This window comes from Paraburkholderia sabiae (assembly GCF_030412785.1).
GTDB lineage: Bacteria > Pseudomonadota > Gammaproteobacteria > Burkholderiales > Burkholderiaceae > Paraburkholderia > Paraburkholderia sabiae.
The window spans coordinates 6,451,493-6,465,404 of the sequence record NZ_CP125295.1 but is presented as its reverse complement, the minus strand read 5'-3'; the positions used below and the strand labels follow the sequence as shown (position 1 = coordinate 6,465,404).

At 63.5% G+C, this 13,912-nt stretch carries 9 protein-coding genes; 6 read left to right on the top strand and 3 right to left on the bottom strand.

Annotated features, from left to right (window positions below):
• Window position 1 precedes the first annotated feature (1 nt).
• The 3 genes from QEN71_RS29150 to QEN71_RS29140 all read right to left on the bottom strand — a co-directional run bounded on the left by QEN71_RS29150 (window position 2) and on the right by QEN71_RS29140 (window position 4,198).
• The gene (locus QEN71_RS29150) at window positions 2-988 is read right to left on the bottom strand and encodes an aspartate aminotransferase family protein (protein WP_201648857.1); all 987 of its coding nucleotides are present in this window, start codon (window positions 986-988) and stop codon (window positions 2-4) included.
• A 62-nt stretch (window positions 989-1,050) separates the two neighbouring features.
• Window positions 1,051-2,127 carry a DegT/DnrJ/EryC1/StrS family aminotransferase gene (locus QEN71_RS29145; RefSeq protein ID WP_233471719.1) on the bottom strand — a complete coding sequence of 359 codons (1,077 nt, stop codon included), beginning with the start codon at window positions 2,125-2,127 and terminating at the stop codon, window positions 1,051-1,053.
• A gap of 367 nt (window positions 2,128-2,494) precedes the next feature.
• Window positions 2,495-4,198 (bottom strand): glycosyltransferase, encoded by a 1,704-nt coding sequence (locus QEN71_RS29140; protein WP_201648859.1) that lies wholly within the window; start codon window positions 4,196-4,198, stop codon window positions 2,495-2,497.
• 445 nt (window positions 4,199-4,643) lie between these two features.
• On the opposite strand from QEN71_RS29140, the gene QEN71_RS29135 reads away from it, so the two are divergent.
• The 6 genes from QEN71_RS29135 to QEN71_RS29110 are packed head-to-tail and all read left to right on the top strand — an operon-like array spanning window position 4,644 to window position 13,903.
• Window positions 4,644-5,333, top strand: coding sequence for a glycosyltransferase family 2 protein (locus QEN71_RS29135; protein ID WP_201648860.1), 690 nt, complete (start codon window positions 4,644-4,646; stop codon window positions 5,331-5,333).
• A 34-nt stretch (window positions 5,334-5,367) separates the two neighbouring features.
• Window positions 5,368-7,494 (top strand): O-linked N-acetylglucosamine transferase, SPINDLY family protein, encoded by a 2,127-nt coding sequence (locus QEN71_RS29130; protein WP_201648861.1) that lies wholly within the window; start codon window positions 5,368-5,370, stop codon window positions 7,492-7,494.
• Window positions 7,491-9,371 (top strand): O-linked N-acetylglucosamine transferase, SPINDLY family protein, encoded by a 1,881-nt coding sequence (locus QEN71_RS29125; protein WP_201648862.1) that lies wholly within the window; start codon window positions 7,491-7,493, stop codon window positions 9,369-9,371. Before QEN71_RS29130 ends, QEN71_RS29125 begins: the two co-directional genes overlap by 4 nt.
• Window positions 9,368-10,309, top strand: coding sequence for a UDP-glucuronic acid decarboxylase family protein (locus QEN71_RS29120; RefSeq protein ID WP_147234191.1), 942 nt, complete (start codon window positions 9,368-9,370; stop codon window positions 10,307-10,309). The genes QEN71_RS29125 and QEN71_RS29120 overlap by 4 nt, the downstream gene beginning before the upstream one ends.
• Entirely contained in the window at window positions 10,306-11,511 is a 1,206-nt protein-coding gene (locus QEN71_RS29115) for a class I SAM-dependent methyltransferase (RefSeq protein WP_201648863.1), read from the top strand. The genes QEN71_RS29120 and QEN71_RS29115 overlap by 4 nt, the downstream gene beginning before the upstream one ends.
• Before the next feature lie 19 nt (window positions 11,512-11,530).
• Window positions 11,531-13,903, top strand: a complete 2,373-nt coding sequence (locus QEN71_RS29110) for a tetratricopeptide repeat protein (protein ID WP_201648864.1) — start codon at window positions 11,531-11,533, stop codon at window positions 13,901-13,903.
• Window positions 13,904-13,912 lie beyond the last annotated feature (9 nt).

Sequence of the window (13,912 nt, the reverse complement as noted above, 5' to 3'; positions counted from 1 at the left end):
CTCAATCCTGACCCGCTGCGCCGGCTTCGCGCAGCGCGGCTATCACCTGATCGATTTCCACTTCCCCATAACGCTGATCGCAGGGCAACGCGAGGCACTCGGTCGACAGGCGGAACTCCAGGTCGTCTGCCATGCCGCTGCTGCCGCGTGTGTGCGGCCAGTACCTGGGGACGAAGATGCGCTTCGCAGCCAATGCCGCGTGCAAGTCGGTCCGGTGATTCCAGAAGGGATAGCAAAGCGGCGCCTGAACTCGCGCGTCGAACGATGCAAGTGCGTTTTCGCTGCCGAGCATCTGATGATAGCGAGCGAAATTCCGGCTGCGGCGTTCGAAGGCGCTGTCGTAGTCGAGATGGGCGAGCAGGCGTCGAGTGAGCGTGGACATGCGCTTTGGCTGCTGGCCGCGCAACGTCGCGCGTGCGGCACGAATGCCTTCATAGCCCGCCTCAGGCCCTTGATCGATACGGATCAGCAACGGCTGCATTCGTTCGATCGATCCGGTGTCCTGTTCTTCGGGCTCGTCGACGGGCACCTGGGTGATCAGATAGCCGCCGTCGGGAATGCCGAAGAACTTGCGTGGCGAATAAAGCGTGGCGAGGCAGGCTGCCGGAGGAGAAAAGAACGCCTGCGAATTGTCGATCACGACCTGCGTATGCGGGAATCGCGAGCACACCCGTTCGACCTGGGCGTCGCATACGCCGAAGTAGTTGACGTAAAGAAGCCAGTCGTTTTCGCCGAGAACGATGTCGTCGGCAATGTCGAAATTCGCGTCGATCCGGTATCGCCGCACTTCGATGCCGGCCATCTCGGGCGGTTCGAGCATCGTTTCGCAGTTGTACCAGGGCATCCAGATGCGCCCGGGCCGGCCCGCGTTCAGCAGGGCGAGAAATGCAGCGCGGGCAGACTGGAAGCGCTGCGCATCGGGATAGCGCTCGCCGTTGCCCGGCGGCAATTCCAGTTCGAGGTATCCGCCGATTGCGTCGCTATTCATCGTCCTGCCTTTGAGGTCGTGAGGAATCGGCTATTGTCCGGTTCCTCACGGAGAGTGTTCGTTCAGCTCGCGCGACGATTGCGCCATGCACACGCGAGGATCACTTCGATGATGCGTTCCTGTTCCTCCTGTTCGAGCGCCGGGTAGATCGGCAGGCACAACACCTGGCGCGACAGCGCAGTCGCAACGGGCAGATTCTGCGCGTTGGAGGACGGCAGGCCTCGGTACATCGGGAATTCGCTGATGAGCGGGTAAAAGTAGCGGCGCGCCGCAATGCGATGCTGCCTCAACTCTTCATACAACTCGTCGCGATTGAGCGGAAACTCGGGCCGAACGAGCAGAGGAAAGTACGAGTAATTCCTCGTGCAGTATTCGGGCACGTCATGCATGGAGAGACCATTGACGTTGCGAAACGCCTTGCGATAACGCTCGTCGATAGCGCCGCGCTGTGCGAGCACCTGATCCATGTATTTCAGTTGAAGCACGCCGAACGCGGCCTGAACCTCGTTCATCTTTCCATTGATGCCGGGCGCGACGACGGTCGTTTCGTCGACGAAACCGAAATTCTTCAGGTTGTCGATGCGACGCTTGGTTTTCTCGTCCCGGCAGATGATCGCTCCGCCTTCGAACGTATTGAACACCTTGGTGCCGTGAAAGCTCAGCACCGACATGTCGCCGTATTCGAGAATCGAGCGATCGCGAATGCGAACGCCGAACGCATGCGCTGCGTCGTAAATGACGCGCAGGCCATAGGTATCCGCGATTGTTTCGATACGCTCCACGTCGCAGGGATTGGCGTACACATGAACGGGCAGGATCGCGGTGGTCTGTGGCGTGATGGCGGCTTCGATCTTTTCCGGATCGAGATTCATGGTGACGGGATCGACGTCGGCGAACACCGGTTTGATGCCGTTCCAGTGCAGCGCATGCGTCGTCGCGACGAAGCTGAACGGCGTGGTAATCACCTCGCCCGTAATCTTCATCGACTGCAACGCGGTGATGAGCGCCAGCGTTCCATTGGAGAAAAGCGACAGGTGTTCGACGCCGAGATACTCGCACAGCTGCTTCTCGAGTTCGCGATGGAAGACGCCGTTATTCGTCACCCATTTGCGTTGCCAGATTTCCTCGAGGTACGGCATGAATTCTTCGAGGGGCGGCAAATAGGGCTGCGTGACGGGAATCGGACTGCCAGGCGCGCCGAGTCCGGATACGGTATTTGCCGCGTGGCTGGCGAGCTGCTGCGCGTCCTGCCCCGAAAGGGCTCCAGCCACCTCGCGGTTGGCAAACAGGGTGTCCGTGGTCATGAGGGGGTGCGCCTCGTCAGTCGTTGTCGTCCGGGTCCGCGACGCGGAGCAGGAAACATCGCCTTCGAACGGGATCGAAGGCGGGCTGGTTCAAGTGTGTCACCGACACATGTGATGCAGTCGGTGAATAAGGGGGGCGAATAGGTTTCAATTCGCCGGAAAGACGGCATACGCTGCCGTCCCGATGCGTTCGACAATGTCTTCAGTTCACGAACACGGGCGCCTGTCCCTTTGCGAACAGGAAGAACGGCTCGCGCTCGTTGCAGCCACACGCGGCTGGGTCGATATCGCCGAGCACGGTCGTGTGCGGATACAGGTCGCCGTCCAATCCTGCGGCGCGAATGCGGCCCGGAAGATCGGTGCCGAACAGCCGCACATGGTCGTTCTGCCCAAAGTAATGCGTTGCAAAAGGCTGCGACGGCGGAAGGGTGAGTTCGAACGTATGCTTGATCAGCGGCGAATAAGGCGTTTGCGCAACCAGATGCCCACCGGGGGCGAGGCATCGGGCGAATTCGGCGAGCGCCTTGTCCGGGCTGTCGACGTGTTCCAGCACGTGATTGCAGATGATCAGATCGAAATAGCCGTCGGGAAAACCGATCCGCTCCACGTTGATCGCGCGGTGATCGGGCTTTTTCGGAGAGAGATCGCCGGCGACGTACTCCAGCGGCGCAAGCGCGCGCAGGCGTTGCTCAATACCCGCCTCGGGCGCGATGTGCAGGATGCGTTTCTGGCCGATGTCGTTGAGAATCCGGGTGCGGCCGAAGTAAAGCCACAGGTGCCGCTCGCGATCGTTGCAATTGCAGTTCGGGCACAGATGGTTCTCGAGCGTCGAGCCGACCGCACCCATCTGCTGCATGAATTCGCGGTTGCCGTTGACGTCGGGATGCGGAATCCAGCTGCTTACCGGGGTCTCGCAGACGGCGCAGAATTTCTCTGCTGACGGGGCCGCGGCGGCCTTGCGGCGTGCGGCGATCCGCGCACCGAGGGCCTGTCGCGCATGCGCGAGATCGGTCTGGAACTGGCTCGAATCGAGCAGCTCGCTCGGATCGCGCTGGATCAGTTCGTCGAGATTGGCGGCGAGGCGCGCGATCTCCGGCAACCGGATGGCCCACATCGCGTAAAGCTGCGCCAGTTGACGCTTCACGCCTTCAAGCGCGACGCCGCTCAGGTTTCCGGCGGCGGCTTCGCTGCGCGCCAGCAATTCCCATTCGTACAGGCCTGCGCTGATGTGCGGGCTGAACTGATTCGATGCCTGGTCCGCGTGCCGCCTGAATGCACTCAGGTATCCGCCGACGGCAACGATCGGCGCCTGCTCGGACGCGTTCAGATAGGTCGCGACATCGCCCAGGAAGTCGAGCCGCTGCGACCGGTAATGAAAGAGCTGCGCCGGATCGAACCGCTCGCGATCGAGCATCACGTTGCTCGGCTCGCCGACGAAGTTGTTCAGCAGGCCGACCATGTTCTGCACGAGGAACGCGCGATCGACGCGGGCCGTCTTGCCGTCGTCGAGAAGACGCGGCGGCGCGGACGTGACCTTGTCGTCGGCATCGACATACACGCGCTCGTGAAAGGCCAGCACCGAATCCGGGTTGGCCTGCAGCGCGGCGACCAGCGCTTCGACCGACGTCGGCAAAAGCGCGTCGTCATCGAAGAGGAACTTGATGTATTTGCCTTGCGCGCGCTCCCACAGCGCGAGAATGTTGCGCGTGCCCTTCTGGAAGCCGTGATGGAAGTACTGGACGCGCGGATCGTCCATGCTTTTGACGATTCCCTCGAGCTTGCCATCGGGCGTGTCGTCGCCCACGAGAATCTCGATGTCCGTGAACGTCTGATTCCGCGCGCTTATGATCGCCCGCGCGAGGTACTGCGGCTTGTACGCAGGAATCAGGATACTGACCGTTGCCATTAAAACGAACTCTCCGTATTCAGTCTGGTGGTGGGCGTCGCGGGCTGGGCCGGCGGCAGGCCGTCGAACGGCGTGCAGGCGGGCGCGGATGGACGCAGCTTTCAGCAATGCGTCGAGACTAACGCCGATCGCCGCGCTTTAATCCGGGAAACAGACCAGCATTTAGCGGGTATTTCGCACCGTTCGGCGTCAACGCATGCAGGTGGCGCACGGTCCGGCGCGCGCCACAGTGCGGGGAATAGCGACCGTTTTCGCGTCCTTATCCACCGATCAGGTGCGACGGGCGGCAATCAGAATAGACGTCAAGATTCATGTGTCGGTAATGCGCAGTTCTTCTTCGTGGCGATGCTGCGTGGCGAAGCACGAGTGCGCGTTGATAGCCGGTACCGTGCCGGCGCAACCCGATGACGCCTGGACTCATCGTCTTTTTCTGGACCACCTGTTTATGAAGCCCATTCGCCTGGTTTGCGGCACGCGCGCCTCTTACGACGACTTCTCACAGAAGACGGCACTCGGCCGCTCGCTCTCGCTGTTTCGCCACGCGACGCCGCCGCAGTTGATGCTGTTCGACAACAACCGGGCCGGTCTTTCGTCGATCTACAACTACGCGATCGAACAATCCCGCAACGATCCGGCGATCCTCGTGTTCCTGCACGACGACCTGCATCTGTGCGACTTCTACTGGATGGACCGCATCCGCGACGCCGTGACGCAATTCGACATCGTCGGGCTGGCGGGCAATACGCGCCGCCTGCCGGGCCAGCCGTCGTGGTTCTTCAAGGACGCGACGTTCACGCGCGACGATCCGCAGTATCTGAGCGGCGTCGTCGGTCATGGCGACGGCTTTCCGTGCTCGAACATGTCGATCTACGGCCCGCCCGGGCGCGAATGCAAACTGCTCGACGGCCTGCTGCTCGCCGCGGATAGCCAGCGGCTGATCGAAAGCGGCCTTACGTTCGACGAACGCTTCGAGTTCCATTTCTACGACCTCGATTTCTGCCGCCAGGCCGAGTCGCGCGGGCTGCGTATGGGAACGTGGCCGATGAGCGTCGTCCACGAAAGCGGCGGCTCGTTCGGCAGCCCCTCGTGGCGCGGCGGCTACGAGCGCTACATGCAGAAGTACATGGGCGTGTAAGCGCGCCGTTATCCGCGTCACGTCAGAACCAACGATGCAAGCGCCAGCCGATCACGAATCGAAGACGCACGGCGACGTCCCAATGGACGGGACGTCGCACGCACCGCTTCCCGCTTTCGATGCCGCCGCCGCATTGCAGGCCGCTTTCGCGCATCATCAGGCGGGCCGCACGGCCGAAGCCGCCGATCTGTACAAGCAGATTCTCCAGCACGACGAAACGCACGCCGATGCGCTGCATTTTCTCGGCGTGCTCGCCTGCGATGTCGGCAATCTGCCAGCGGGCCTCGAACTGATCGAGAAGTCGATCCAGTTGCATCCGAACGCGATCTATCTGAACAATCTCGGCAACATGCGGGGCCGCGCGCGCGACCAGCAGGGTGCGATTGCCGCCTATCGAGCGGCGCTGTCGCTCGCGCCCGACTATGCGGACGCGCTCAGCAACCTCGGCTACGTGTTGCGTGAAACGGGCGACTCGCTGGGTGCGATCCGCTGCTGCAAGCAGGCAGTCCGCCTCAATCCAGCGCATGCGCAAGCGTGGATCAACCTCGGCAACGCGCTGCTCGATTTCGGCAGCGACGAAGAGGCGCTCGACAGCTACATCAAGGCGCTCGCGCTGAACCCGAACGACGCGAACGCGCACAACAACGTCGGCAACATCCTGGAAAAATACGGCCGCGCGGCAAGCGCCGCCGAGTCGTATCAGCGCGCGCTCGCACTCGAACCGCACCGCGCGTCGCTGCACAACAATCTCGGCAACGTGTTGCGCGATCAGGGCCAGCTCGATCAGGCCACGGCGAGCTACAAGCAGGCCGTCGCGCTCGATCCCGGCTTCGCGCAGGCGCACAGCAATCTGCTGCTGCTGCTCAACACGCGGCCGGACGTGAGCCTGAACGAGCAGTTCGATGAAGCGCGCAAGTTCGGCGAGCGGCAAACGGCGAAAGCGCAGCGCTTCGAGCATGCAGCAAGCGCGAGCGAAGCGGGCAAGCGTCTGCGCGTCGGCTTCGTGTCGGGCGATCTGAACTCGCATCCCGTCGGCTTTTTCCTCGAAAGCGTGCTCGGCCATCTGGACCGCGCGCGCATCGAACTCGTCGCCTACGCGACGCGCAATCGCGACGACGCCGTATCGCAACGGTTGCTGCCGCAGTTCAGCGCGTGGCACGACGTCTCGCGCCTGGACGACGCAATCTGCGCGCGCCGTATCCGCGACGACGCGATCGATATCCTCGTCGACCTGTCCGGTCACACGAATCACAACCGCTTGCCCGTGTTCGCGTGGAAGCCCGCGCCCGTGCAGGCGACATGGCTCGGCTACTTCGCGACGACGGGCCTTGCATCGATCGATTACGTGATCGCGGATCGTCACGTGCTGCCGCTCGACGAAGCGTCGCAATTCCTCGAAGCGCCGTGGCACCTGCCCGACAGCTATCTGTGCTTCACGCCGCCGCCGTTCGATATCGCGGTCGGCCCGCTGCCTGCGAACGCGATCGCGAATGGCGCGATCACGTTCGGCTGCTTCAACCATCTGGTGAAGCTCAACGATGCCGTCGTCGCACTGTGGGCGCGCGTGCTCGACGCCGTGCCCGGTTCGCGTCTCTTGCTCAAAACCCGGCAACTCGACGATCCCACCGTGCAGCAGGCCACGCTCGATCGCTTTGCTGCGCACGGCATCGACGCGAAGCGTTTGATTCTCGAAGGCCAGTCGCCGCGCGCCGAACTGCTCGCGGCTTATAACCGCGTTGACATCGCGCTCGATCCGTTCCCGTACGCGGGCGGCACGACGAGCGTCGAAGCGTTGTGGATGGGCGTGCCCGTGCTCACGCGTCGCGGCGAGCGCTTTCTGTCGCACGTCGGCGAAAGCATCGTGAATACGGCGGGTCTGCCCGACTGGATCGCAAGCGACGACGCGGACTACATCGCCAAGGCCGTCAGTTTCAGCGCACAGCGCGACGAACTGGCGGCGCTCAGAAGCACGTTGCGCGAACGCCTGCTGGCTTCGCCGCTGTGCGACGCGCCGCGTTTCGCGCGCCATCTCGAAGACGCATTTCACGGCATGTGGGCGCGCCACGTCGCATGCCATCAAGTCAACGACGGGCATCCCGCCCAACCGGATCGACATTCATCAGGGGACGCCCGCCACGCCGCGGAGCGCAATTTCGCATGACAGACTTCAATCAGAACCACAACGGCTCGTGGCAGCGCATTCCGACGCCCGCCAACTTCGGCGCGGCGCCGGCACAAGCAGCGCCCGACGCAGCCGCGCAGGAGCGCGTCGCGTCGATGCTGCAAGCGGCCGTCGAGCATCACGAAGCCGAGCGCTTCGATGAAGCGGAAACGCTGTATCGCCAGATTCTTGCGATCGACCCGAATCACGCGGATGCGATGCATCTGCTCGGCCTGATCGCGTACGAGTTCGGCCAGTACCAGACGGCGTGCGATCTGATCATGGCGGCCATCACGCGCACGCCGAACGCGTTCTATTACTACAACCTCGGCAACGTGATGCAGGCGTACAACCGGCCTGCCGCTGCAGCCGAGTGTTTTCGCCAGGCGCTCACGCTGCAGCCGGATTACGTCGACGCGCACAACAACCTGGGCAATGCGCTGCGCGCGCTGAAGGATCATCACGCGGCCGTGCAGTCGTTCTGTCAGGCGATCAACCTGAAGCCGGATCACGCGCGCGCATACAACAATCTCGCGAACACGCTGATGGAGCTCGATGAGCTCGAAGCCGCGATCGAAGCATGGCGCAACGCGATCGCGCTGCGTCCCGATTTCGCGGAGCCGCGCAGCAATCTGCTGTTCGCGCTGAACTATCAGCAGCAGACGACGCCGCAAACGTATCTGGAAGAAGCGCTGAAATTCGGCGATGAAATGGCCGCACGCGCCACGCCGTTCGATACGTGGCTCGTCGATGCGGGCACGCGCGAAGGCCGTCCGCTGCGCGTGGGCATCGTGTCCGGCGATCTGAAGAAGCATCCGGTCGGATACTTCATCGAAAGCGTGCTGGCGAATCTGGATGCGTCGCGCGTGCAACTGGTTGCGTATCCGACGCGCGATGTCGAAGACGAACTGACGGCACGCATCAAGCCGTCGTTCTCGGCGTGGACGAGCCTCGCCGGTGTCAGCGACGAAGCCGCCGCGCAGCGCATCCGCAACGACGCGATCGATGTCCTGATCGACGCGTCGGGTCATAGCACGCATAACCGTCTGCCGCTCTTCGCATGGAAGCCGGCGCCCGTGCAGGTCACGTGGCCGGGCTACTTCGCGAGCACGGGCGTGCGCGAGATCGATTACATCCTCGGCGATGCACACGTGCTGCCCGAAGCGGAAGAAGCGCACTTCGTCGAAAAGCCGTGGCGTTTGCCCGACAGCTATCTGTGCTTCACACCGCCGACGGATCACGTCGAAACGGGCGCGCTGCCGATGCTCGCGAACGGTCACGTCACGTTCGGCTATTTCGGCAACGTGACGAAGATCACGGATCACGTCGTCGGCGTGTGGTCGACGCTGCTGCAAAAGGTGCAAGGCTCCGTGCTGTTCCTCAAGTCCGGCCAGTTCGACGACGCGCACGTTCGCGACGCGTTCCTGCGCCGCTTTGCGACGCGCGGCATTCCGGCGTCGCGACTGATCATCGAAGGCCGCTCGGCGCGCGGTGAGTACCTCGCCGCCTACCGTCGCGTCGACATGATGCTGAGCCCGTTCCCGTACGGCGGCGGCACGACGACGGCGGAAGCGTTCTGGATGGGCGTGCCTGTGCTGGCCCGCCACGGCGACCGCTTCGTCACGCATATCGCGGAAACGATCTGCCACGCGGCCGGTCTCGCCGACTGGATCGCCGCCGACGATACCGACTACGTCGAAAAAGCCGTCGCGTTCGCAGCGGATAGCGAACGTCTGTCGACGCTGCGCGGCGGTCTGCGCGCGCAACTGCTCGACTCGCCGCTGTGCGATGCGGCTCGCTTCGCGCGCAATCTCGAAGCGGCGCTGCACGGCATGTGGGAACAACGCGTGGCGCAAGCAGTGGAGGCCGCGCAGTGAACGCACAGTCGGTCCTGATCACGGGCGGCGCAGGGTTTCTCGGCTCGCATCTGTGCGACCGGCTGGTCGCGGCCGGTCACGACGTGATGTGCGTGGACAACTTCCACACGGGCAGCAAGCAGACGATTCACCACCTGATCGGCAAGGTGAATTTCGAAGTGATCCGTCATGACGTGTGGCTGCCGCTGTATGTGGAAGCGGACCGCGTGTTCAACATGGCGTGCCCCGCGAGCCCCGTGCATTACCAGAGCGATCCTGTCTCGACGGTGAAGACGGCCGTGCTCGGCGCGATCAACATGCTCGGGCTCGCGAAGCGCTGCGGCGCGCGCATCCTGCAGGCATCGACGAGCGAAGTCTACGGCGACGCGCAGCAGCATCCGCAGCGCGAAACGTATTGGGGCAACGTCAATCCGAATGGTCCGCGTGCCTGCTACGACGAAGGCAAGCGCTGCGCAGAAACGCTGTTCTTCGATTATCACCGTCAGCATGGCGTCGACATTCGCATCGCGCGGATTTTCAATACGTACGGTCCGCGCATGCGTCCCGACGATGGCCGCGTGGTGTCGAACTTCATCATGCAGGCGCTGCAAGGCGAGCCGATCACGCTATACGGCGACGGCTCTCAGACGCGCTCGTTCTGCTATGTCGACGATCTCGTCGACGGGCTGCTGCGCCTGATGGATCACGAAGGCGAGCCGGGGCCGTTCAACATCGGCAATCCGAGCGAAATCACGATCCGCGAGCTCGCGGAAACGGTGCTGCGTCTGACAGGTTCGCGCTCGCGCATCGAGTACCGGCCGCTGCCGTCGGATGATCCTGTGCAGCGTCGTCCCGATATCACGAAAGCCCGCGAGCATCTCGACTGGCAGCCGGGCGTGACGCTCGAAGACGGTCTCAAGGAGACCATCGCGTACTTCAAAAAGGTAGTGAAGCAATGACTTGCGATCTGATCGAAGCGGTTTGTCCCGTTTGCTCGAACACGGTTGCCGCGCGCTTTTTCCCGGCGGGCGAACAGACGCTGGCGACGCTCGCGTGGCCCGATTCCGCGCACGCCGCGCAGGCGCTGCCGCGTCACGCGCAGGATTTCGTGCAGTGCCCGTCGTGCACGCACGTGTGGAATCACCGCTTCGAGTACGACGCGATTCCGTATCAAAGCAATCCGAACCGGATGTTCAACAACGGCAGCATCTGGAAAGGGCATCTCGCGCAGACGCGCGACCTCGTGCTGTCGCGTTTGCCCGATGCGCCGAACGTCGTCGAAATCGGCTGCGGCGAAGGGCATTTCGTGCGCGGACTCGCGCAGTCGCGTCCCGCAGGCCGCTTCATCGGCTTCGATCCGAATGCGACGCCGGAGACGGGTTTGGGCGTGGAGTTTCATCCGCGCCTGTTCGAACCGCTCGCCGATATGAACGCGTTCAAGCCGGATGCAGTCGTGATTCGGCATGTGCTCGAGCACCTGACGGAACCGGCACGTCTGCTCGAAGCGCTCGCGTGGGGCGCGATGTCGGCGGGCAACGATTGCTGGCTGTTCGCAGAAGTGCCGTGTATCGACCGCGTGTTCGAGACGCATCGTCTCGCCGATTTCTTCTACGAACACGTGTCGCACTTCACGACGGAATCGTTCCGCACGCTGATGTCGCGCGCCGGCGAAATCGTCACACTCGATCACGGCTACGACGGCGAAGTCGTCTATGCGCTCGTGAAGCTGGCGGTGCCCGCGAAGGCACGCTCGCGCGCGGAAGCGGCGGCGCGTTTCGCGGCACGCACGGTCGAAAGCCGCGCGACGATTGCGCAGCAGCTGTCGCAACTGAGCGCGTCGGGCCAGCGCGTCGCGATCTGGGGCGGCACTGGCAAGGCAGCGGCGTTCATCCATCATTTCGGCGCGGATGCCGAGCGCTTTCCGCTCGTCGTCGATTCCGATCCGGGCAAGGTCGGCACTTTCGTGCCGGGCACGGGCCAGCGCATCGAGTTCCGCGACGTGCTGAAGCAGACCGATGTCGACGTGATCGTGATTCCGACGCAATGGCGTGCGCGCGACATCATCGCCGAGATGACGCGCGAAGGCATCGCGATGAAGAGCGTGATGATCGAGCACGACGGCGGTCTCGTCGATTTCTTCGCGCAGTCGCATCCTTATTGAACGGCTGGAACGCTTGACCATGCACGACATTCCGGGTCTTCTGAACGCCGCGCTGACGCATCATCAGGCGGGACGTCTCGCCGACGCGCAGGCGCTCTACGACGCCATTCTGCAGACCGAGCCGGCGCAATCGGATGCGCTGCATTTCTCCGGGCTGCTCGCGTGCCAGACGAATCGCGCGGACGCGGGCATCGCGTTGATGCGCGCGTCGATCGCCGCGAATCCGAATGCCGTCTACTACAACAATCTGGGCAACGTGCTGCTCGGACGACGTCAGCTGGGCGAAGCGATCGAGGGCTACCGGCAGGCCGTGAATCTGCGTCCCGATTACGCGGAGGCGCACAACAATCTCGGCAATGCGCTGCGCGAAGCGGGCGACGCGAATGCGTCGATGATGAGCTGCGCGACGGCGATCGAACTGCGTCCCGGCTACGCCGAGGCGTACAACAATCTCGGCAACGCACTGCGGGATCTCGGTGATCTCGGCAATGCGGTGCTGGCGTATCAGAAGGCCGTGTCGTTCAGGCCTGACTACGCGGACGCGTTCGGCAATCTTGCACGCGCGGAGGCCCGGCGCGGTAATGCGGATGCATCGATTGCCGCGTTCCGTCATGCACTCGCGCTCGATCCGACCCGCGTCGACAATCACGACACCCTCGCGAAGCTGCTGCACGCACGCGGCGAAATCGACGCCGCAATCGACGTGCTGCAACAGGCGGCACAACGCGCGCCCGCCGATGCCGCGCGTCATCGCATGCTCGCGCAATGGCTCGGTAGCCGTCAGCGCTGGGACGAAGCGGCGCATGCATTGACGTCCGCAGTCGAACGCGCGCCGAACGACGCATCGGGTTATCTCGAACTCGGCGACGCGTATCAGCACGCCGACAAGCTCGACGCGGCGATTCTCTGCTATCGGACGGCAACCGAACTCGCGCCGCGGGATGCGTCCGCGCATCATCGGCTGGCCGTTGCGCTGCTCAAGCAGCGCCGCGCCGACGAAGCGCTCAAGAGCGCGCAAATGGCTGTATCGCTGGAACCGCATTCGGCCGTGCCGCATGTGAATCTCGGCGACGTGCTGAGCATGCTCGGCGACGCAGACGGCGCGATTGCGAGCTACCGGCGCGGCATCGCGCTCGACGGCGAAATGGAACTGGCGCACAACCGCCTGCTGTTCGATCTCGCGACGCACGCACCGACGCCGCCCGCCGTCACGCTCGCGACCGCGCGCGAATTCGGCGCGCGCATGGCCGCGCGTGCGCGCCGCTGCGAGCATCCGGCTCGGCATCATGACGGACGCAAGCTGCGTATCGGCTTCGTATCCGGCGATCTGCAACTGCACCCCGTCGGTATCTTTATCGAATCGGTGATGGAGCATTTCGCGGACGGCAGCTTCGATCTGATCGCCTATTCGACGCGCGCGAGCGAAGACGACATCACCGCGCGGCTGAAACAGCGCTTCACCGCGTGGCGCAGCCTCGTGAATGTGCCCGACGAACAGGCCGTGCAGATGATTCGCGACGATCGCATCGACATACTCGTCGATCTGTCGGGGCATACCGTGCATAACCGCTTGCCCGTGTTTGCGTGGAAGCCCGCGCCCGTGCAGGTGAGCTGGCTCGGCTACTTCGGCACGACAGGTCTCGCCGAAATGGACTACGTGCTCGGCGATCCGTACGTTCTGCCCGTCGCCGAAGAGTCGCACTACGTCGAGAAAACCTGGCGTCTGCCCGACAGCTATCTGTGCTTCACGCCGCCGAAAGACGACGTCGCAGTCGGCCCATTGCCGATGACGCGCAACAGTCACGTGACGTTCGGCTATTTCGGCAAACTCGTGAAGATCACGCCGAATGTGATCGCCGCATGGTCGCGTCTTCTGCATGCAGTGCCGGGCGCGAAGCTGATGATGAAGTCGCACGAACTCGGCGCCGCGCATGCGTGCCGCTCGACGACTGCGCAATTCGCAGCGCAAGGCATCGACGCGTCGCGTCTGATTCTCGAAGGCGGCTCGCCGCGTCACGAATATCTGGACGCGTATAACCGCGTCGACATCATGCTGAGCCCGTTTCCCTATCCGGGCGGCACGACGACGGCGGAAGCGCTGTGGATGGGCACGCCCGTCGTCGCGCTCGAAGGCGATCGCTTCGTCACGCATATCTGCGAGAGCGTGCTGAACGCGGCGGGACTCGCCGGGTGGATTGCGCGCGACGAAGATGAATACATCAAGCTCGCGAGCGCGTGGGCCGCGCAGCCTGAGCACCTGGCTGCGTTGCGCGACGGTTTGCGTGCGCAGACGCTGGCTTCGCCGCTGTGCGATGCGCGGCGTTTCGCGACGAATCTGAAAGCGGCATTCGATGGCATGTGGACGCAGTACGTCGACTCGCACGCTGCATGAATCAAAAGG